Origin of the sequence: Daeguia caeni (assembly GCF_042653845.1) — a bacterium.
Lineage (GTDB): Bacteria > Pseudomonadota > Alphaproteobacteria > Rhizobiales > Rhizobiaceae > Brucella > Brucella caeni.
Genome location: NZ_JBHSEL010000047.1, coordinates 18,432 through 37,325, shown reverse-complemented (window position 1 = coordinate 37,325; position 18,894 = coordinate 18,432). Strand labels below are relative to the sequence as shown.

Genomic DNA, 18,894 nt, shown 5'->3' with positions numbered 1-18,894 from the left:
CGTCACAAGCTTGGATGCTCATCTCCTCAATCAGGCGAATGACGAGGCGTATCGCAAAAATGAAATGTTGAGTCGGGCTCTAATTTAGCATTTTTTAATTGCATGGTTTGATTGACTTGCAATCACAGATTTCACGCATATACCGGCTCACCATAAGTACGACATCAGATGGCGCTCCATAGCCGCAACCAGGCACTCAATTGAGCGCACCATTCATGCACTTCAGGACACTTGATATTTGATAACAAGGCGCCGGCCTTTCTTCATCTTCCCCACTGGCGGAATTATAGTCGCCACGCGGTGCAAGCGACAAACCACCCCTACAGTCTTCATATCTAATTGTTTTTGCTATATTTTTAACATTACATGATTATTACACATAATTAATTGGCAATCCCGGCAATCATTCCTACCTTATGCTCACGAACTAAAAATCTCGGTCTGACCAGATGACCCCATTTAAAGGCATCGGACTGCGTAAAACCCGACCAATACAGAATCTATACAAGGAGATACAAATATGCTGAAAGCCAAGACTGCAATGCTTGCTCTAGTATCGGCAGCCATTGTTTCGACAGGTGCATTTGCACAAGGTGCCAGCGACAACAAAGCTGCTCCTGCGACGGATGGCATGAAGATCGAAAAGACCGATGCTGGCGCAAGGCGCGGCCCGGTTGATTTCAAAACCTTCTCGCGCATGGATGAGCTGAAGGCAGCCGACACCGATGGTGATGGTGTACTGTCACGCGCAGAAATTGAAGCTCTGGCCCTGAAGCGTATGGTCGCCCGTGAGGCCGACCGCCTCGAACGTCGCCTTGACGTGAACAAGGATGGCAAGATCAGCCTTGATGCGATTGAAAAGCAGCGCAAGGAACGTTTTGAAAAGCTTGATAAAAATGGCGACGGTCAGATTGACCGCAGTGAAATGCGCGACGTCAGGAAGGCCCACAAGCATGACGCCAAGAGCGGCCATAAGGGCCCACACAAGCACGGCAAGGACGGGCACAAGAAGGGCAAGGACAAGAAGGAACATCGTGGCCAGAAGCCACAGAACTAATACTTGCCAGAACATGCTGCACAAAACAGCCACCGGACAGTTCCGGTGGCTGTTTGCATTTCTTGAGCCATTCCATTGAACAGACCGTCCCGACTCCTTGCAATATTCCCCATTCGCCGCCCTCGAATGGAACCGGCAATGAGACGCGAGACTGAAGAAATCCATTCTCCCGCTGCCTGAACAATCCATGCGGCCAGCGCGGGATCTGCCGGACTGATTGTTCCAGTCCTTGAGCACTCAAGCACATATAGCCATGTCCAGGCCGGCTGCGCCACGAACCAAGCCACCGACGAACCGGTGGCCAGGATTCGTGCAGGCTTCAGGCTCAGCCCTTCTTCAGAGCGCCGTTTTCCCAGCCTTCAAACTTGCCCGTGAAGAAATCGACATTCTTGAAGCCGAGCAGCGAAAGCACGGTGTAGGAATGTGCGAGCTGGACACCGCCGCGGGTAAACAGGATCACCTTCTTGTCCGGCGTGACGCCAACTTCCGCATAGATCTTCTTCAGTTCTTCCGGATTCTTCAGCACGCGATTGTCGTCCAGCGTCGAGTCCCAGAACACATTGACCGAACCCGGAATCTGGCCGGCACTATAGTCCGACGGCGAGCGTACATCGAGCACGACAACATCCGGCTGCTTCGACAGTTCCTTGACCTGATCAGCCGTCAGGAAATGCGGGCCGTCCTGCTTGTTGTCACTGTTTGCCAGTTCGTCACCGGCAAAGGTAAAATTGCCAAGGGCAATCGCCTGGCCAGCCTTGGGATCGCGGCTCCATTCATCCCAGCTTTGGTCATAGATGCGCACATTGGTATAGCCGAGATTGCGCAGCGCAATATAGTTGTTGGACGCAGCCACACCGCTACCGCAATAGGACAGGATTTCCTTGTCCTTATCAATACCGCGCGAAGCCAGCAGATTCTTCAGCACGTCTTCCGGCTGAACCTTCTTGTCCTTGGTCAGCAGGCTTGCAGCAACGAGCGACTTTGCGCCCGGAATATGGCCATCGACGAAGGCATCGGCATTCCGGCCATCAACAATCACCGTATCCTTGGCTTTCAGCCTGGATTCCACATAGGCCTTGTCCACGCGCATATCGTGCTTGTCGACCAACTTGAAATCAGACTTTTCAACCTTGGCTGGTTCGGTCGAAAGCTCGCCGCCATAGGCGCCAATGCCGCCGTCCAGCACATGGATATTCTTGAAACCGGCATATTCCAGCGCAACAAAGGCACGGCCCGGCAGCGAATTGGTATCATAAAGCAGGATGATGTCATCCGTCTTCAGACCGGCTTCGCTGATGACTTCCTCAAAAACTGCATCTTCGGCAAATTCATTGCGAATGCCATCACGCTCCGAGACATTCAGCTTTGCCCAGGGCAAATTGACCGCACCCGGAATATGACCCTTCTCATAAGCGGCAGGCTGGCGCGAATCGACGATTTTTGCGCCCTTTTCTGCCAGCTGCCGGAACTGATCCTCACTGATGATGATCGGGAAAGCGGCCTGTTCCGCACGGGCTTCCATGTTCATGCCGGCTGCCGGAACAATCGTGCTGATTGCCGGGGCGGCCGTTACAGCCAATGCGGACAAGGCGCTGGCAACAAGGAAACGTTTGGCGGTTAAGATTGACATATGCGTATTCTCCTGAAAAATTTTCTCCATTTTTAGCAGCCAGCCCCGCCGAAACAATCAAAGAACTGCCAAATATCAGCGACTTAGGAGCATATTTTTCTCTGAGATAGAGATTTCTAATAAGTCATTTCACCAGCGACCTTTCCCAACCGGTGAGCGCTGCGTCCCAGCCGGGGAAAGCCCGAAACAGGGCGATCTGAATCACGCGATCCACACCGAACCAGATGGAAAACCCGACGAGCAGAATGACCAGCCCCATGAGCTGCTGAATGCGCGCGCTGTATTGCTTGAGAAAATGCGTACGGCTGTAGAGCCGGTTGCCGAAATAGACGGCAAGCCCCATGGGCAAGGCCGTTCCAAGGCTGAAGGCAATGGCGGTTGATGCCGAGGCAAGCGTGGTCTGCTGGTTCAGCGCCAAAGTGATGACAGAGGCCATGATCGGACCAACGCAGGGTGTCCAGGCAAGCCCAAGCCCCGCACCGGCAAGAAAGCCGCCGGGAAAACCCGAGACATTCCCTCTGGCCATGCCGAATCTGGCCGTAAAACGCGAAGCGACAAGCTCAAACTGCACCTTGAAGGCTGGCACGACCAGAACAAGGCCGAGCAGGATGAAAATGACGGCAGAAGTGGTGCGATTGATGTCTGGCGATATGGCAAATTGCCGAACCACAAGACTGAGCGCCAGCGTGATCGTGGTGAAGAAGACGGCAAAGCCTACAATCAGCCCGATGGGGCGTCCGCGCCCCTCAAGCGTGGAGCTGGCCAGAATAATGGGTAGAAGCGGCAGAACACAGGGCGACAGAACCGTCACCACCCCGGCAACGAATGCAAAGACAAGATTCATTGCGCCCGCACATTGGCATTCAGACCAGCAATCCCGCCGGCATTCCACAGCTTGACGCCCCTGGCTTGCCTGTCGAGCAGCACAAATGTGTCCTGATAGGTGACGCCATATTGCGCTTTCAGCGCCGTTTCCTGATCATAATCGGCAATCACAAGGGTGACGGAGGGATCGATCTCGCTCCATTTTTCCTGCAACTCCGTCAGTGTCAGAATGCAATTCGGGCACCAGGTAGCAAAGAAGAACAGGACCGTATTGCCCTTGGCCGCCAGAGCCTTGAGATCCGTATCTGCATCATATTGCACGAGTGTCGCGTGCTGAGCTTGCGCATAGGCGGATGCAGGGATGAAGCCAGAGAAAATCGGCGCCAGAACAAGCGCGATGGCGAGGAACGCTCTGCTTGGAAAATTTTGTTTCACTTTACCGTCCTGTCAAACTGTCACGAGAAAATAGCCAGTCCGAAAGCGGTGCAAAAGAAATAAAATGCTCAACTTTCAATCGTAGTGAGGGAGAATTTTTGCGCGCACCCTTATTTAAGGATTGTCTTTATTTTCCGTGCGCGATCAGTCGTGAGATAAGAACCGCATATAAAGGAATGGAATGAAATGACTCTATCTGCGGTTGACTTGCGCCCACAATCGAGAACCATCGATGTCTCTCCCCTGTCGATCGTCCTTCTGACCTTTGTGGCCGGTGTTTTTGTCATAGGCTCGCTCGTCAGCGTCACGCAGGCGCTGCTTTTCCTGACTGGCGGCCTGCTGGGTCTGACGCTTTATCACGCCTCTTTTGGTTTTACCGGCGGCTGGAAACGCTTTGCCACCGAAGGCCGCTCCAGAAGCATGCGCGTGCAGTTTCTGATGATCGGTCTGACTGCCCTGGTATTCATCCCGCTGATGAGTGGCTTGAACCCGTTTGGCGAAACCTTCGTCGGCGCATGGGCGCCGGTTGGTGTTTCGGTTATTCTTGGTGCCTTTATCTTCGGTCTTGGCATGCAGCTGGGCGGCGGTTGTGGTTCCGGCACACTGTTTACGGTTGGCGGCGGCTCAAGCCGCATGCTGGTGACGCTGACAGGCTTCATCATCGGTGCCGCCGTCGGCACGGCACATCTGCCCTATTGGCTTTCCCTGCCTTCACTGCCCACCATCAAGCTGGGCGAAACATTTGGCGCCGTCAATGGCACGCTCATCACGCTGGCGGCGCTTGCCGTGGTCATTGGCGTGCTGGCCTTTCTGGAAAGGCGCAAGCATGGCAATGTCGAAAGCATGTTCGACGGCCTTGCGGATTTTTCGCCCGCCAAACTTGTCCATGGCCCATGGCCGCTCATCATTGCTGCGCTGGTTCTGGCCTTTGGCAACATTCTCACCCTCTTTCTTGCCGGACATCCATGGTCTGTGACCTATGGTTTTGGCCTTTGGGGCGCCAAGATTTTCAATGCCATCGGCATTCGGGTTGGCGAATGGCCGTTCTGGAAAGCCCCGGCACAGGCACGTGCGCTCAATCAGAGCGCGCTCAATGATGTGACGTCGGTGATGAATTTCGGCGTCATTCTGGGGGCGGCCCTTGCTGCCAGCCTTGCCGGCAGGTTTGCCGTGAAATCAAAGGTGCCCTTTGCCTCCTGGCTTGCCGCCATCCTTGGTGGGCTGTTGATGGGCTATGGCGCACGCCTTTCCTTCGGCTGCAATATTGGCGCCCTGTTCAGCGGCATTGCCTCCGGCAGCTTGCATGGCTGGGTCTGGTTTGTCATGGCCTTCCTTGGCAGTCTGCTTGGCATTGGCCTTCGCCCCCTGTTTGGCCTTGATGGATTCAGGAAAAAATGAGCACGAAAAATACATTGCTGTTCGGCGCCTCGCTTCTGACCGCCCTTGGAGCGATTGCCGCCGATTATGCCACCAGCGAAGCGCCAAAGCCGGCACTCGCACAGGATGAAAATTTCAATCCCTGCGCCGCGGCCGTTCCGGCTGCCCCCGGCGCGCGCAACTATGATGATCTCGCCGATCAATATAGTGGCGGTGCAGCGCCCGCCCCGGAACCGTCAGAGCCGGATGCAGGCGGCAATCCCTGCTCGGCAGGAGCCATCTGATGGACAGCCCGGCGAAACAGCGCGCCAGACAGGAAATGGCCTATTGCGAGGCCATTCTTGCCAAGTCCGGTTCGAGCGTGCTGCTTCGCATCCTGCCCGCGCAAGGGCTGGTGACCTGGAAACACTATCCTGAAAAGGATGCCTATGATCCGGCAAGCGGTGCGCAATGGTATTATCATTGCCATATGGATTCCGCCGCTCTTGGCGAACATGGACATTTTCATTGCTTTGTCCGCCCCAACGGCCGCGACAGCGCGCCATGCCATCTGATTGCCATTGGCGTTGATGCACTTGGCAAGCCAAGGCGGCTGTTTACCGTCAATCAATGGGTGGTTGGTGGTGAATGGCGTGATGCAGACGCAACAAACAGCCTGCTTGAACGCTTCAATGTCGAAATGGCCGAGCCTGATTATCTGGTCAACCGCTGGCTCACTGCCCTCGTCACGCTTTATGAAGAGGAAATCATCGCGCTCAACAGGCAGCGTGATGCTTATCTGCGTTCGCTTGGCCGCAGCCTTGCCGCGCTTCATGAAGACCGCAGCATCGAGGTTCTGTCGAGCCTGACGCTCTAGGCAGGCTGGCGCAATCCGGATTTTCATGGAAATTCTGAACTGCTCCAGCATTTTGCTGTTTCGCAGTTCCGGACGGAAAAACGGCACCATTTTTCCTGAAACTGCTCATTCCGGTTCACTCAGGAATTTCGCCGTCATGGCCAGTTTGGCAAACCCGACTTCACGCACAATCTCGGCAATCTGGTTGAATTGCGACGCCAGCGGATTGGACTTTCGCCAGATCATGCCGATCATCCGGGATGGCGCCGGATCGGCAAGACGCGACACGCAGACCCTTGCCGGTTGCGTTTCGGTATAAACCGCCATTTGCGGAATGAGCGTGACCCCGATGCCCGCGCTCACCATCTGCACCAGGGTGGACAGCGAGCTGCCTTCCATCAGATCACTCGGCGGCGCATTGGATATGTTGCAGAAGGAAAGTGCCTGCTCGCGAAAACAATGGCCCTCTTCCAGCAGCAGAAGCCGCATCCGGCTCAGATTCTCGGCATTGGGCACCGGCTTCTGTCGCTCTGATTCCGGGCGCACCAGCACGAAATGCTCCTCGAACAGCGCCACTTCCGCCAGTGCAGGTTCAGAAACCGGCAGGGCCACGATTGCCGCATCAAGCCGGCCTTCCAGCAGATCCTCAATCAGCTTTTGCGTGATCGCCTCTCGTGGTCTGGGCTCCAGCCCCGGATAACGCCGGGTCAGACTCGTGATCACATCCGGCAGCAAATAGGGCGCAATGGTAGGAATCACGCCCAGACGCAAGCGCCCGGAAAGCGGCCCATGTGCCGTGCGGGCCAAATCGCCCAGTTCATCAACCGCGCGCAGGATCGCATGCACCCGCCCGGCAAACTCCTCACCCAGATTGGTCAGGCGAATCTGGCGCGCCCCACGCTCAACCAATGGTGCGCCCAGCAGTTCTTCCAGTTCCTTGATCTGCACCGACAACGCAGGTTGCGAAATGGCGCATGCTTCCGCCGCCCGTCCAAAATGGCCAAGCCTGGCCAGAGCGTCGAAATAACGCAGGTGTTTCATCGACAAACCAATCATAAGTAAAATATATCGGAGCTTTTAGAATATACAATTGGAATTTATCACTTGGCTTGTTTAGACCTGTTCTCAGGTAAATGGTTCCGAAGGTATGGGCCACGATTGTGGGAGCGTGTGCCGCGGCGCCATGAAAGCCGATCCATTACGTCAGGGAAATTGGAGAACAACAATGGACACAAAAACCACACCGGCCGGCAAATGTCCGGTCATACACGGAGGCAACACCTCCCTCGGCCAGTCTGTCATGAGCTGGTGGCCAAACGCCCTGAACCTCGACATTCTGCATCAGCATGACACCAAGACCAATCCGTTTGGCAAGGACTTCAACTATCGCGAAGAGCTGAAGAAGCTTGACGTTGAGGCACTGAAGGCCGATCTGCGCAAGCTGATGACCGACAGCCAGGAATGGTGGCCGGCAGACTGGGGCAGCTATGTTGGCATGATGGGACGTGTGTCGTGGCATGCTGCAGGTTCCTACCGCACCTCCGATGGCCGCGGCGGCGCCGGCACGGGCAACCAGCGCTTTGCTCCGCTCAATTCCTGGCCGGATAACGTCAACACCGACAAGGGCCGCCGTCTGCTGTGGCCGATCAAGAAAAAGTACGGCAACCGTATCTCCTGGGCTGACCTGATCGCGCTGGCTGGCACCATTGCCTATGAAGTTGCAGGCCTGAAGACCTTTGGCTTTGGCTTCGGCCGTGAAGACATCTGGCACCCTGAAAAGGACACCTATTGGGGTGATGAAAAGGAATGGCTGGCGCCAAGCGATGGCCGCTATGGCGATGTGGCCAAGCCGGACACGCTGGAAAACCCGCTTGCTGCCGTGCAGATGGGGCTGATCTACGTCAACCCTGAAGGCGTCAATGGCAAGCCGGATCCGATGGCGACCGCTGCCCAGATGCGCGAAACCTTCGCCCGCATGGGTATGAATGACGAAGAAACCGTTGCCCTCACCGCTGGCGGCCACACGATCGGCAAGGCGCACGGCAATGGCAATCCTGCAGATCTGAGCCCCAATCCGGAAGCTGCCGGCCCCGAATATCAGGGTCTTGGCTGGGTCAATACCAAGGGCCGTGGCATTGGCCGCGACACCGTGGTTTCGGGTATTGAAGGTGCATGGACAACCGAACCGACCAAGTGGGACAACGGCTTCTTCAAGATGCTGTTCGGCCATGAATGGACGCTGACCCGCAGCCCGGCTGGCGCATGGCAGTGGATGCCAATCACCATTGCCGAGGAAGACAAGCCTGCGGACGTTGAAGATCCGTCAATCCGCACCATGCCGATGATGACGGACGCGGACATGGCGCTGAAGGTAGATCCGATCTACCGCGAGATCTCTCTGCGCTTCATGAACGACTTCGAAGCTTTCTCGGACGCCTTTGCCCGCGCATGGTTCAAGCTGACCCACCGCGACATGGGCCCGAAGGCCCGTTACTTCGGCCCGGATGTCCCGGCAGAAGACCTGATCTGGCAGGATCCGGTTCCGGCCGGCAACACCAATTATGATGTTGCAGCCGTCAAGGCCAAGATCGCAGCTTCCGGCCTGTCGATCCAGGATCTCATCGCAACAGCATGGGACAGCGCCCGCACCCATCGCTTCTCCGATCATCGCGGTGGTGCAAACGGCGCGCGTATCCGCCTTGCACCGCAGAAGGACTGGGAAGGCAACGAACCGGAACGTCTGGCCCGTGTGCTCAAGGTTCTTGAGCCGATTGCCGCCGAAACCGGCGCAAGCATTGCCGACGTCATCGTTCTCGGTGGCAACTATGGTATCGAACAGGCTGCCAAGGCTGCCGGTTTCGATATTGAAGTGCCATTTGCACCGGGCCGCGGTGATGCGACGCAGGAACAGACCGACGTTGAAAGCTTCGCCGTTCTGGAACCTGTCGCCGACGGTTTCCGCAATTGGGCCAAGAAGGAATATGTCGTCACCCCTGAAGAACTGCTGCTCGACCGGGCACAGCTCATGGGCCTGACGGCACCTGAAATGACCGTCCTGATTGGCGGCATGCGCGTTCTCGGCACCAATTTTGGCGGCACCCGCCATGGTGTCTTCACCGATCGCGTTGGCGCGCTGACCACCGACTTCTTCGTCACGCTGACCGACATGTCCTATTCGTGGCATCCGGTTGGTCACAATCTCTATGAGATCCGTGACCGCAAGACGGGCGAAGTCAAGTACACGGCAACCCGCGTCGACCTCGTCTTCGGCTCGAACTCGATCCTTCGCGCCTATGCGGAAGTCTACGCACAGGACGACAACAAGGAAAAGTTCGTCAAGGACTTCGTCGCTGCCTGGGTGAAGGTCATGAACGCCGATCGCTACGATCTGCAGAAGTAAGACCTTGATTCCGTGAAAGAAAATGGCCGCCTTTTCCGTCAAGGCGGCCATTTTCTTTGCCCTCTCCCACTGGAAACAAGCCAGACAGCCCGCACGCGACGCCACGGGCGAGGACAGAACATTCCTGCGGGAAAAGAATGCGCCAGATACCTAATAAGTAATCGTAACAGCCACACTGTCGGTATAGGTCTTTACCGGCGGCGTCTTTTGCGGCAGCACACGCCCATAGACCGTGTGCGCCTGTGTCAGGCCATTGCCGACACCAAATTTGGCCTGTCCACTCTGGAGCGTGCCCCATGGCTGCTGATAGGCTCCATCCTGATAAAGACCATAGATGATATAATCCGAACCATTCTTCATCCGGCGGGTTGTTGCCGTATGCTCTCCCATCTCCAGACCGATCGCATAAGATGTTGCGCCGGTGCAGGTGACATTGACCTTGCCGGTTGCCTCAATCGTGGTGTCGAGCGCCTGGTGAGAGCCGAAATCAATATCCTGTGTTGTCACGTGACAGCTCTTTATCAGTCTCGCGAGCACGTTGAGATTGGATTGCGTTGCGGCAGGCATATAATTGCCCATCATGCTGCAATCACTCAGAAGCGGCGCTTCGACGGTCGGATATTGCACGGTAATCGTCAGGTTGGACAGATAATTGCCAATCGGCACCTCTGTCTGCGAGCCATTCAGCAGGCCATAGATGGTGACAGGCACAGTCGTCGTACCACGTGGAAAGGGCGCCGACATCGTGACGGGCAAGGCATTGCCAAGCGCCGGATCACTGTCCGAGCCCCAGAGTATGGTTCTCGCCGGATCCTGATAAAGACGATATGTCATCTTCATCAGACCATTGCTCAGATGGCGGTCGGCGCCTGTCGCACCCGCCGTGCCGGCATTGATGCCCAGACACACGGTAATGGAGGACGTTGCCAGGAAATCACAGGTGACATTCACAGTGGTCGAGCCCGCGACAGGTTCGCCACTCAATATATCAAAGCCGCTAAAGGTCAGGAGGCCGGACGAGACACTGCAATCCGCCAACTGTGCTTGTGCCGCATCCGGCCGGATCAGAACTGCCATCATCAGCATGCTGACCATGAACAGGGCAAGCTGCAAGCTTCTCATTGGCAGACCACTCCTTCAATGAATGTCTGTTCCGCCTTCGGGGTAAAATTGAAAGCTGCATGGCAGGTCTGGCCATTGGGCAGGGTGATCTCAACCTTGTTGTGTGCCTTGAGATCCTCCAGGAAAACCTGGCCGTCATAGCCGATGGTGTATTCCTCATTGCTGTGCGACAAGATCAGCAGCGAGCCAACCGCAATCGGTTGTCCGCTCGGATCGAGAAAGCCGACCAGAGCCGCATTGCCTGCCGCCTTGTTCTTGAAATCCACCACCACCCCTGACCGCCGCGCCGGTATGACGCGCCGGCTGGTCTCCGCCAATGTGTGGTGGACCGGCAGGTTGACCGGATCAACATTGACCGTATTGGCCAGATGGCTTTGCAGTTGCGGCACGATGATCTTGCCGGAACGGCCGGTTCTGCCCATGGAACGGTTGTTGTTGAAGACTTCGACATCCGGCGCGCCGACATCCACGACCGCAAAGGACTCGTTGATCTGATTGGCGAAAAAGACATCGCCGCCAGCAACAACAATCGCCCCTTCCGCTGCAGCCGAAGCCATGCTTGAATCGGACATTTGCTGAACAGAGGCTTCGACGCGTCCATGCTTGCCACGATAGCTTGCCGCTGCGCCACGATAGGTGTTCTGGCCCTCCGAATCCACAATGCGCCAGCCATAGCTGCCCGGCCTATTGTCTTCATGGCGACGCAGTTCCGTGACCAGATTGAGGCCATCCTGCGTCATTGAACTGGACAGGCTGGCCGAAATCCGGTTGTCAAACGAGCGGGTGAAGCCCAGGAATATGCCGTAATTGCTGGTCTCGCCAAAATCCATATAGCCACTCAGGAAAGCCGTGCCGCCAAACAGGGGCCGGCTATGGCTGATGCTGGCAACCCGGTTCGTCCGCCCGCCTGCATTCTCGATATTGGCAAGGTTGACGCTGAATCTGCCGAGATCAAACACCGGAAAAGACAATGATAGCTGATCAATCGCCTTGGCAGGCCGGGCATAATTGCGGGGCAGCAGCAGGCTTTGATCATTTGTCAGCGGATTGGTCGCCGTGACCGCGGCAATATCCTGATATGTGCCAAATGTCCGCTGGCTGCGCAAATAAAACTGCCAGCCGTCAAACTTCACCTCATAGGAGCCTGCGAGCTGATACCCCGTCTGCCCCTCATATGTGCTGTAAGCCAAGGCGGTCGAAAACAGATTGCGGCCAAGGGCGAAAGTGGCGCCCAGCCCGGCATTGATCAGCCCGCCACCGCCTTCGGCATGCCCTTCCAGCGTCAGCTTTTCCGTCGCTCCCCAGCGAATGGTTGCCGAGCCCATCAGGCGGCTGTCATACATGTCTGAGTAAATGCCATAGTAATGCCTGGCAAAACCCACATCCAGCGAGAAATCGACAAGACCCGGACGTAACAGCTTGGATGAGGTGAAGAATGGCACATCCTGCGCCACTTCGCGGCCGGAGGCGTCGCGCACCACAATACGGGCCATGCCCGGGCCGGAGACAATCGGCAGATTATTGATTTCAAACGGGCCACCGGGAATCATGGTGGAATAGCTGCGCGAGCCATTGGTATAGACATCCAGCGTGGAAGGCACCGCAGCCGTACCGGAAAAGCTTGGAATCGGCATGGTGACAAGATCTGGCCGCAGGCCGAAATTGCGCCGGATCTGCACCCCACCCAGATAGACTGGCCGCGTCCATTGCAGACCACCAGAGACCAGATCACCAAGCCGGTAGCTGATCATCGACTTCTGGTCGTGATAGTTCCAGCTTGAACTCAGGCGGATCGTATCCAGCGCGTCAAAGCCGGAATTGGTCTTGACCAGAAAACTGTTGTCAATATGGCCCAGAGGCGAAAAGCCGACCGTGTCAAACACGCCGGAAGCCCCCTGGAACGCTGGCCCGGAAAAGAATTCCTCGCTGTGAAAACTCGTATAAAGCCGGTAGTTTGCATAGGCGCCAATGCTGCTTTCCGCCAGCTCCTCTTCCTCCTCCCCGTCCATTTTTCCGCCTTTTGCCCGTGCGTCCAGCTGGCGCGGCTCGCGATAGTCATCGGTGGTTTCAAAATGCAGCGTCTGGTTTTCTTCATCATAGCGATGCGTGACATTGGGCAATCGGTCCAGGACAATCAGGCCATCGGCATTTCTTGCCGCTGGATTGGGCTTGATGCCAACATCTCTCAACTCCTGTTCACGCACCATGATCCGACCATCTTCCGTCCGGTGGAATTCACCAATCAGGCCGGTTGTGACATCATTGATGTACACTTCCAGCTGCAGCAAATCCGCCTCTTCCAGATTGTCCCGATCCTCACCCAATGCCGGGAAAGAACAGCCCCAAATGGTCATTGCCAAAGTGAATATAAGCTTATGCCTAATCCGCCTTCGACCTGGCTTTTGCATCTATCATCCCTATATTCGACGATGCGCTTATGGAAAGCTCACCGCCGACCCTGCCCTTCAGCGGCAAGGTCCATGAGCGTGACGAATTCCCAAGCACATAGCCGGACAGGCCCTTGTGTCGACCCAGTACGACACCACTGCTGTTTTTCACTTCAAGATCGACAACGCGCAAAAACCGCTCACCGTTGTTGTGGGCTGTAACGATCAGCCTGTTACCCACCTGTCTGTATGACCAGACAAGCTTTGGCACACTTGCTTGCTGCGCAATAAAGAAGACCGGAACAGATTGGCGTATCGTGAGTGTCACGGCGCCATTGCGCATGCGCGCGGGATTGGGCAGCTCATCGACCAGCAGGCGATAGGCTTCCTCTCCCTTGATTGGTTTCTTGTCGGTCCGGACAATGCGCAGGACATATTTGGCGCCCGGCTTCAGCTTGAGTGTGGGTGGACTGACAACAACCTCACGTGTTGGTGTGGTCACATCCCCATTTCCACCGCTCTGTGTCCATTTGAACATACGGGTCTGGACAGTGACGGTCTCACGCCCCTCATTGCGCAAGGTGATGGTTGCCGCATTCGTTGGCCCCAGGACCTCAAGCGAGATCGGCTGCAGGCGCAATGAACCAGCAAAAGATGAGGAAAAAGAAAAACATAGAGCTAGCAGCGCCACGAAGATCGCGGCGCCCAAGCCTTGGCAGCCTTGTCTAAGCATGATCAGCTCTTAGTAAGTGACGGTGATTGCGACACTATCGCTGTAAGTGCCGGCGGCTGGAGGCGACTGTGGAGCGATGACCTTGCCATAGACGGTGTAGCTCTGGGCTTCACCCGTGCCAGTGCCGGTCACGACATTGGGGGTACCCTCGATCGTGTCACCCCATACCTGGGTATGGGAAGCATCCCGGTACAGCGAATAGCTGATGGTTTCTTCACCGCCTGCACGTGTCATCTTGCGTTCGGTCACGGATGCATCAGCGCCTGTACCAGCACCCAGACCGACCGAATAGGCCTGACCATCGCTGCACTTGACCTGAATCGTGCCGGTTGCTGTTGGTTCGCTTTCCGCAATCAGATCGGTATCTGCGAATTCAACGTCGCCAACACTGGTAATTTCACAACCAGCAAGGACCGTGAGTGAAACACCGAGCGTCGATGTTGCCGTCGCTGCATTCGCGTTGTTGACTGCAAGATATGGCGATGCTGTCAGCGCCAGAGCAAAGGCAGACAGTCCAAGACAATTCCTACCCCAAAGACCCTTTGCCAAAACAGATTTGCTAAACATTTTATTCTCCCACTAAAATGCATTCGTCAAAAAAGCTTCATCAATGTCGCGATATTGCTAATTTAAATTCCTCTGCAACAGCAACTGTTAAAAGTAACAATCATCAAACTCAATGTAACATTGCCATTGGCAATAACATGTAATTACAAAACAAAATATTTAAATTTTTACGCACAAGGCAGGTGACGATATAATACCAAAACAAACAAATGGCAAGAAAAACAATTTGTTGTAATTAATATAAAAATAAATCATAAACAACATATCCAATATTTATTTAAATTTCATTTGTTATTGATAATAGTATATTTACAAAATAAATGCTTTATGGCGTATTTTGATAAATTTCTCTCACAAAAACAGAATAATTCCGTGAGTCCTTTTCTTCTCCATCTCCTGCATTTTCAGCCACTCAAAGCCTCATCAAGGCCAATGCGTCTCTATCAGATAGCATTGAAACAAAATTCTGGAACCTGCTTGACCTTCCCATCGCTGGAAGGCTGATGCGGCAAGATCCAGCAGGTGCATTGACAGGCGCATATAAGAACGACGAAACCACGTGCATGAGCTTGAGAAATTGAAGCCTGTGATCTGGAACATGATGCTGGCCTGATCGCGGCGGCCCTGTTGATCCGCCCATGCGACAGAACGGCATGCCGTTCCCATGCGACAGCGTCAATGACAGCCACCACGCATATGGAGCACCCTGCGCCGAAGCCTGCCTGACAGGGCACAGACAAGGTGATCTGCCAGAATAGCTGCCTTGCCTGTACCGCCTTGCCGGCAGATCCTTGTTTCAGCATCCGCCGCATCCCACGGCAACAGCCTGAATCTTGCCTGCTCCAACGGCTTTTCGCCCATGAACCGGTTGCAGATACTGAACCGCCGCGATCACATCAGCCCTGCTTGAGGGGCGTGCCTTCGGCGCAATTGCCTCAGGCCTCATGGTCATGCGATCAGAATGAGATCGGCACGACGCATCCCAAAACTTCTTGAAAACGATGGTGATGGGCGCTGGCTGCTGCACTGTCACCACCTCTATCACATGGCGACAGGCATGATGACCTGCGTTGACTATGAAGGGTAAGAAACAAACAGCCTCCGTTCATTGTAAGCGGAGGCTGCCACAAACTGCGGTCAAGAGCCTGTCTGATCAGTTCAGGCCAAGCACGCCGCGCAGCGTCGATAGATCCTCGGCAAGCGTATTGACCGGGCCGGCAAGCGCCTTGCGGTCTGCTTCTGTCAGCTTGTCATAGCTTTCGAAACCATCGCCCTTGCGATATTTTGCAAGGATATCATTGACGGCCTTGAAATTGGCCTCGACCTTTTCGATCAGGCCCGGCTTTTCCTTTTCGACCAATGGCTTGAACAGTTCAACGATCTTCTCGGCACCGTCGACATTGGCCTGGAAATCCCAAAGGTCGGTATGGCTGTAGCGATCTTCCTCACCGGAAATCTTGCTGGCTGCCACTTCTTCCATCAAGACAGCAGCACCGCCCACAACCTTTTCAGGCGGAACAACGAGATCCTTGATGCGCTTTTGCAGCTCGACCACATCGGCATAGAGCTTGTCGGCGATCGGCGCCAGACCTTCGGTCGAATTCTTGGCAAACAGGCCATATTCAAGACGATGAAAGCCGGTGAAATCTTCCGACTCTTCACCATCTTCATGGTCGTCCGCACGGCTGTCGATGGCCGCATCAAGATCGGCAAACAGCTCCGCCAGCGGTTCCACACGTTCGTAGCTTACGCGGGTTGATGGATAAAGCGTCTTGGCCTTTTCCAGATCCCCTGCCTTGATGGCATCGGTGAATTCCTTGGTGTCCTTCACCAGCTGATCAAGATTTTCCTGCACATAGATCTTGTAGTCAGCAATTGGCTGAACCAGATCAAGCGGCGACACCTCGGCTCTGGCAAGGCCAGCGCCCAGCGTGAGTGCAATGGCACAAACCGATGCAACAAGCGACAAACGCAGTTTCATAAAGTCCTCTCCTTCATCACCATCCATCACCCGCGCGCATGCCGGGAGCTGACCGCTTCCAGAAGGGCACGTGCATAATAATCCTGTTCATCCTTCACGCCCGGCAGCACGTAGAAGTAACCACCGCCAACCGGCTTGATATATTCTTCCAGCGGCTCACCATTGAGCCGGTTCTGAACCGTGATGAAGCCCTTTTCCAGATCAGCCTGAAAGGCGATGAACAACAGCCCCATATCAAGCTGGCCGGATTTGGTGACGCCATTGGAATAGTTGAACGGCCGGCGCAGGATCAGATGCTGATGCGCGGTCGCATCGCGCGGATTGGCCAGGCGAATATGCGAGTCTAGCGGAGTAACCTTGCCTTCCGGGTCGGCGGCATAATCAGGCACATCGGCCTCTGTCTTGCCATCGAAGGGCGCACCACTGTCCTTGCGGCGACCGAAAATCGCTTCCTGCTCCTGCAGCGGCGTGCGATCCCAGCGCTCGACAAAATTGCGGATGATGCGCACGGCCATGTAGCTGCCATTTTCTGCCCATTCGGGTTCGCCTCGTCCCTTCTGAACCCAGACGATCTGCTTCATCAGCTCGTCATTCGATGAATCCGGATTGGCCGAGCCGTCGCGGAAGCCAAGGAAATTACGCGCGCTTTCCTTGGCCTTTGGCGAATGCGGCGGCATGACCGGCACCGTGCCTTCCTGTTTCCAGCGCATTACCAATAGATCCGGCGTATTCTTCAGAATATCGCGCAGCGCATGGATATTCGTGTCAGGCGTATTGGAACAGAACTGGATAACCAGATCGCCGTGGCACAGATCCTTTTGCAGCGCATCATTCGGGAAGCGTTTCATGCGTTGCAATTGTTTCGGCTTGTATTCTTTCAGGCCATAACGGTCATCAAACAGCGACGCACCGACACCCACAGTAACAGTCAGGTTGTCCGGCGGGATGACGGGGCCGAGAATACCCGAATCCAGAGGCGGAAACTTCGGATCGATCTGCGGAACCTCGCCTCCCTTCATCAGGAAGGCCGCGCGCTCTGTCAAAATCTTCAACAGGCGCTCCAGCTCGCCACGATCACGCGCAAGCACGTCAAAGGCCGCGACAAGCCCGGCCGCAGGACGCGGCGTGACAATGCCCGGCTGATGGATGCCATAAAAGGGCTGACTTTCGTTCAGCTTGTCACTTTCAGGCGCATTGGTGACACTGTCTGTTGCAAGCGATTTGGCTTCAGCTTTCGGCACCATGCTGGTCATGGCGCTGGCAACGCCTGCAGCACCTGCACCAAGCAGAAGATTGCGCCTTGCAGGAGAAAGAATATCCGCGTTTCTGGGAGACTTGTTGGTCATCACTCTACTCCAAGCTGTTCGCGTAGTTTTGCAATCTGAGCGGCAACGGCCACAGCCCCATCTTCAAGTTTCGCCTTTTCATCCGGCGAAAGCGCATCAAGGGCTTTATAGCCGTCCCCTACAGCTGTGGATGTGATCGCAGATTTGAGTCTGGCCAAATCCTGACCGGTCGCATCAAAAGCATTCGGCAAAGCATTTTCGATGACAGGGCGCAGGAGATCAGTGATACGGCTGACCCCCTCATATAATCCTGCAAAAGCCCACATATCGGTGTGGGCATAACGATCTTCCCCCCTATCGCCAGCAGTGGAAGCAAAACGCTCCAGAGCAGACTGCGCTCCTCCCAGAAGACGATCCGGCGAAAGGCGCAGGCTGCGCAAACGGTTCTTCAGGCTTTCGCTGTCTGCAACCAGCTTGTCTGCCACGGGCGCAAGCCCATCGAGAGACTGTTTCGCAAACAGGCCATATTCAATGCGATGAAGACCGCCAAAGGCAGGATCCTCTTCACGCTGTTCAAAATAATCGGCACGCGCATTGATCGCCGTGTCGAGATCCGAAAAAGCTTCGGAAACCGGGGCAACACGCGCATAGGATACCCTGGCTCTGGAATAAAGTGCCTGAGCCATCGCCAGGTCTCCATCGTGGATGGCCTGCGACAGTTCTGCCGCCCTCTTATGGAAATCGGCAACGCCACCCATCAGATAGATCTGGTACTCAGCAAGCGGCCCCAGAAATACCTGCAACGGCAGCTTGCCTTTTTCTGCCTCGCTTTCTGCCGTTGGCGTGACGATCAGCTTGCCGCGCGGATTGGACAGCAGGCCGCATGTGATCTCATATTCACCCGGCGTCAGTTTCGCCGACAGCGTCTGGTTGAAGCCCGGCAGGATATTTTCACGCTCGGCAACCACCATCACCCCATCAAGGATTTCCCATTCGACCGCGCGTTGCGAACGGTTGAGGATTTCAAATGTGGCCTTGCCTGCAGGTATTGTCAGCGAGTCAGGCGTACATTTCCTTGCTTCAATCGTGACCTTGTAGACGTTGCCAGCCGCAAGCTGATGCGTTTCTCCCGCCATGCGTGAGGCATAATAAAAAGCCACTGCCGACCCGATCAGCAACAAGGCCGAACCGATCAGGCCAGCACGCACAAGCGCAGCAGATACGGGCGGGACAGGCTTTTGATCGGTCATTTCGCGCTC

Annotated in this window: 18 protein-coding genes; 7 read left to right on the top strand and 11 right to left on the bottom strand. The window is 55.4% G+C overall.

Annotation, left to right across the window (positions count from 1 at the left end):
* Positions 1–523 precede the first annotated feature (523 nt).
* Positions 524–1,057, top strand: coding sequence for an EF-hand domain-containing protein (locus tag ACFO1V_RS06330; protein WP_374833538.1), 534 nt, complete (start codon positions 524–526; stop codon positions 1,055–1,057).
* Between the two features lie 325 nt (positions 1,058–1,382).
* Here the strand turns inward: ACFO1V_RS06330 and ACFO1V_RS06325 are convergent, their stop codons facing one another.
* From ACFO1V_RS06325 to ACFO1V_RS06315, 3 genes are all read right to left on the bottom strand, one after another.
* The gene (locus tag ACFO1V_RS06325; protein WP_374833477.1) at positions 1,383–2,687 is read right to left on the bottom strand and encodes a sulfurtransferase; all 1,305 of its coding nucleotides are present in this window, start codon (positions 2,685–2,687) and stop codon (positions 1,383–1,385) included.
* Positions 2,688–2,811: 124 nt separating this feature from the next.
* Positions 2,812–3,531 carry a cytochrome c biogenesis CcdA family protein gene (locus ACFO1V_RS06320; protein ID WP_374833479.1) on the bottom strand — a complete coding sequence of 240 codons (720 nt, stop codon included), beginning with the start codon at positions 3,529–3,531 and terminating at the stop codon, positions 2,812–2,814.
* Positions 3,528–3,947 carry a TlpA family protein disulfide reductase gene (locus ACFO1V_RS06315; RefSeq protein WP_374833481.1) on the bottom strand — a complete coding sequence of 140 codons (420 nt, stop codon included), beginning with the start codon at positions 3,945–3,947 and terminating at the stop codon, positions 3,528–3,530. Before ACFO1V_RS06315 ends, ACFO1V_RS06320 begins: the two co-directional genes overlap by 4 nt.
* A gap of 186 nt (positions 3,948–4,133) precedes the next feature.
* Between ACFO1V_RS06315 and ACFO1V_RS06310 the strand changes: the two genes are divergently transcribed.
* The 3 genes from ACFO1V_RS06310 to ACFO1V_RS06300 are packed head-to-tail and all read left to right on the top strand — an operon-like array spanning position 4,134 to position 6,180.
* Positions 4,134–5,345 carry a YeeE/YedE family protein gene (locus tag ACFO1V_RS06310; protein WP_374833483.1) on the top strand — a complete coding sequence of 404 codons (1,212 nt, stop codon included), beginning with the start codon at positions 4,134–4,136 and terminating at the stop codon, positions 5,343–5,345.
* Positions 5,342–5,608 (top strand): hypothetical protein, encoded by a 267-nt coding sequence (locus ACFO1V_RS06305; RefSeq protein WP_374833485.1) that lies wholly within the window; start codon positions 5,342–5,344, stop codon positions 5,606–5,608. The genes ACFO1V_RS06310 and ACFO1V_RS06305 overlap by 4 nt, the downstream gene beginning before the upstream one ends.
* Complete coding sequence (locus tag ACFO1V_RS06300; RefSeq protein WP_374833487.1) at positions 5,608–6,180, top strand: DUF6969 family protein; 573 nt, start codon at positions 5,608–5,610, stop codon at positions 6,178–6,180. The genes ACFO1V_RS06305 and ACFO1V_RS06300 overlap by 1 nt, the downstream gene beginning before the upstream one ends.
* 105 nt (positions 6,181–6,285) lie before the next feature.
* Here the strand turns inward: ACFO1V_RS06300 and ACFO1V_RS06295 are convergent, their stop codons facing one another.
* On the bottom strand, positions 6,286–7,215 hold the full coding sequence (locus ACFO1V_RS06295; RefSeq protein ID WP_374833489.1) for a hydrogen peroxide-inducible genes activator: 930 nt from the start codon (positions 7,213–7,215) through the stop codon (positions 6,286–6,288).
* Between the two features lie 169 nt (positions 7,216–7,384).
* Here ACFO1V_RS06295 and katG point away from each other — a divergent pair, with 169 nt between their 5' ends.
* Together katG and ACFO1V_RS06285 are read left to right on the top strand one after the other, a co-directional pair.
* Positions 7,385–9,559: a catalase/peroxidase HPI gene (katG, locus tag ACFO1V_RS06290; protein WP_374833491.1), complete on the top strand. Its 2,175-nt coding sequence runs from the start codon at positions 7,385–7,387 to the stop codon at positions 9,557–9,559.
* Between the two features lie 22 nt (positions 9,560–9,581).
* The gene (locus tag ACFO1V_RS06285; RefSeq protein WP_374833493.1) at positions 9,582–9,713 is read left to right on the top strand and encodes a hypothetical protein; all 132 of its coding nucleotides are present in this window, start codon (positions 9,582–9,584) and stop codon (positions 9,711–9,713) included.
* Here ACFO1V_RS06285 and ACFO1V_RS06280 read toward each other — a convergent pair.
* The 4 genes from ACFO1V_RS06280 to ACFO1V_RS06265 all read right to left on the bottom strand — a co-directional run bounded on the left by ACFO1V_RS06280 (position 9,710) and on the right by ACFO1V_RS06265 (position 14,368).
* On the bottom strand, positions 9,710–10,681 hold the full coding sequence (locus tag ACFO1V_RS06280; RefSeq protein WP_374833495.1) for a Csu type fimbrial protein: 972 nt from the start codon (positions 10,679–10,681) through the stop codon (positions 9,710–9,712). The two genes, ACFO1V_RS06285 and ACFO1V_RS06280, sit on opposite strands and share 4 nt — an antisense overlap.
* Positions 10,678–13,035: a fimbria/pilus outer membrane usher protein gene (locus ACFO1V_RS06275; RefSeq protein WP_374833540.1), complete on the bottom strand. Its 2,358-nt coding sequence runs from the start codon at positions 13,033–13,035 to the stop codon at positions 10,678–10,680. The genes ACFO1V_RS06280 and ACFO1V_RS06275 overlap by 4 nt, the downstream gene beginning before the upstream one ends.
* Positions 13,036–13,060: 25 nt before the next feature.
* The gene (locus tag ACFO1V_RS06270) at positions 13,061–13,708 is read right to left on the bottom strand and encodes a fimbrial biogenesis chaperone (protein ID WP_374833497.1); all 648 of its coding nucleotides are present in this window, start codon (positions 13,706–13,708) and stop codon (positions 13,061–13,063) included.
* 102 nt (positions 13,709–13,810) lie between these two features.
* Positions 13,811–14,368, bottom strand: coding sequence for a Csu type fimbrial protein (locus tag ACFO1V_RS06265; protein ID WP_374833499.1), 558 nt, complete (start codon positions 14,366–14,368; stop codon positions 13,811–13,813).
* A 961-nt stretch (positions 14,369–15,329) separates the two neighbouring features.
* On the opposite strand from ACFO1V_RS06265, the gene ACFO1V_RS06260 reads away from it, so the two are divergent.
* The gene (locus ACFO1V_RS06260) at positions 15,330–15,455 is read left to right on the top strand and encodes a multicopper oxidase domain-containing protein (protein ID WP_374833500.1); all 126 of its coding nucleotides are present in this window, start codon (positions 15,330–15,332) and stop codon (positions 15,453–15,455) included.
* Between the two features lie 66 nt (positions 15,456–15,521).
* On the opposite strand, the gene efeO (ACFO1V_RS06255) is transcribed toward ACFO1V_RS06260, so the two are convergent.
* Genes efeO (ACFO1V_RS06255) through efeO (ACFO1V_RS06245) form a run of 3 tightly spaced genes read right to left on the bottom strand, consistent with a single transcriptional unit; the run spans position 15,522 to position 18,885 of the window.
* Entirely contained in the window at positions 15,522–16,349 is an 828-nt protein-coding gene (efeO, locus tag ACFO1V_RS06255; RefSeq protein ID WP_374833502.1) for an iron uptake system protein EfeO, read from the bottom strand.
* A gap of 26 nt (positions 16,350–16,375) precedes the next feature.
* A complete protein-coding gene (gene efeB / locus ACFO1V_RS06250; protein ID WP_374833504.1) occupies positions 16,376–17,695 on the bottom strand; it encodes an iron uptake transporter deferrochelatase/peroxidase subunit in 1,320 nt (439 codons plus the stop codon).
* Positions 17,695–18,885, bottom strand: a complete 1,191-nt coding sequence (efeO, locus tag ACFO1V_RS06245; RefSeq protein WP_374833506.1) for an iron uptake system protein EfeO — start codon at positions 18,883–18,885, stop codon at positions 17,695–17,697. The genes efeB and efeO (ACFO1V_RS06245) overlap by 1 nt, the downstream gene beginning before the upstream one ends.
* Positions 18,886–18,894: the final 9 nt, after the last annotated feature.

Bases quoted from the DNA above. Each gene is read 5' to 3' on its own strand.
- ACFO1V_RS06320 (WP_374833479.1), bottom strand. From the start codon at position 3,531: ATGAATCTTGTCTTTGCATTCGTTGCCGGGGTGGTGACGGTTCTGTCG.
- ACFO1V_RS06305 (WP_374833485.1), top strand. From the start codon at position 5,342: ATGAGCACGAAAAATACATTGCTGTTCGGCGCCTCGCTTCTGACCGCC.
- ACFO1V_RS06275 (WP_374833540.1), bottom strand. From the start codon at position 13,035: ATGACCATTTGGGGCTGTTCTTTCCCGGCATTGGGTGAGGATCGGGAC.
- ACFO1V_RS06265 (WP_374833499.1), bottom strand. From the start codon at position 14,368: ATGTTTAGCAAATCTGTTTTGGCAAAGGGTCTTTGGGGTAGGAATTGT.
- ACFO1V_RS06285 (WP_374833493.1), top strand. From the start codon at position 9,582: ATGGCCGCCTTTTCCGTCAAGGCGGCCATTTTCTTTGCCCTCTCCCAC.
- ACFO1V_RS06280 (WP_374833495.1), bottom strand. From the start codon at position 10,681: ATGAGAAGCTTGCAGCTTGCCCTGTTCATGGTCAGCATGCTGATGATG.
- efeO (WP_374833502.1), bottom strand. From the start codon at position 16,349: ATGAAACTGCGTTTGTCGCTTGTTGCATCGGTTTGTGCCATTGCACTC.
- katG (WP_374833491.1), top strand. From the start codon at position 7,385: ATGGACACAAAAACCACACCGGCCGGCAAATGTCCGGTCATACACGGA.
- ACFO1V_RS06310 (WP_374833483.1), top strand. From the start codon at position 4,134: ATGACTCTATCTGCGGTTGACTTGCGCCCACAATCGAGAACCATCGAT.
- efeO (WP_374833506.1), bottom strand. From the start codon at position 18,885: ATGACCGATCAAAAGCCTGTCCCGCCCGTATCTGCTGCGCTTGTGCGT.
- ACFO1V_RS06300 (WP_374833487.1), top strand. From the start codon at position 5,608: ATGGACAGCCCGGCGAAACAGCGCGCCAGACAGGAAATGGCCTATTGC.
- ACFO1V_RS06325 (WP_374833477.1), bottom strand. From the start codon at position 2,687: ATGTCAATCTTAACCGCCAAACGTTTCCTTGTTGCCAGCGCCTTGTCC.
- ACFO1V_RS06260 (WP_374833500.1), top strand. From the start codon at position 15,330: ATGAGATCGGCACGACGCATCCCAAAACTTCTTGAAAACGATGGTGAT.
- ACFO1V_RS06295 (WP_374833489.1), bottom strand. From the start codon at position 7,215: ATGATTGGTTTGTCGATGAAACACCTGCGTTATTTCGACGCTCTGGCC.
- efeB (WP_374833504.1), bottom strand. From the start codon at position 17,695: ATGACCAACAAGTCTCCCAGAAACGCGGATATTCTTTCTCCTGCAAGG.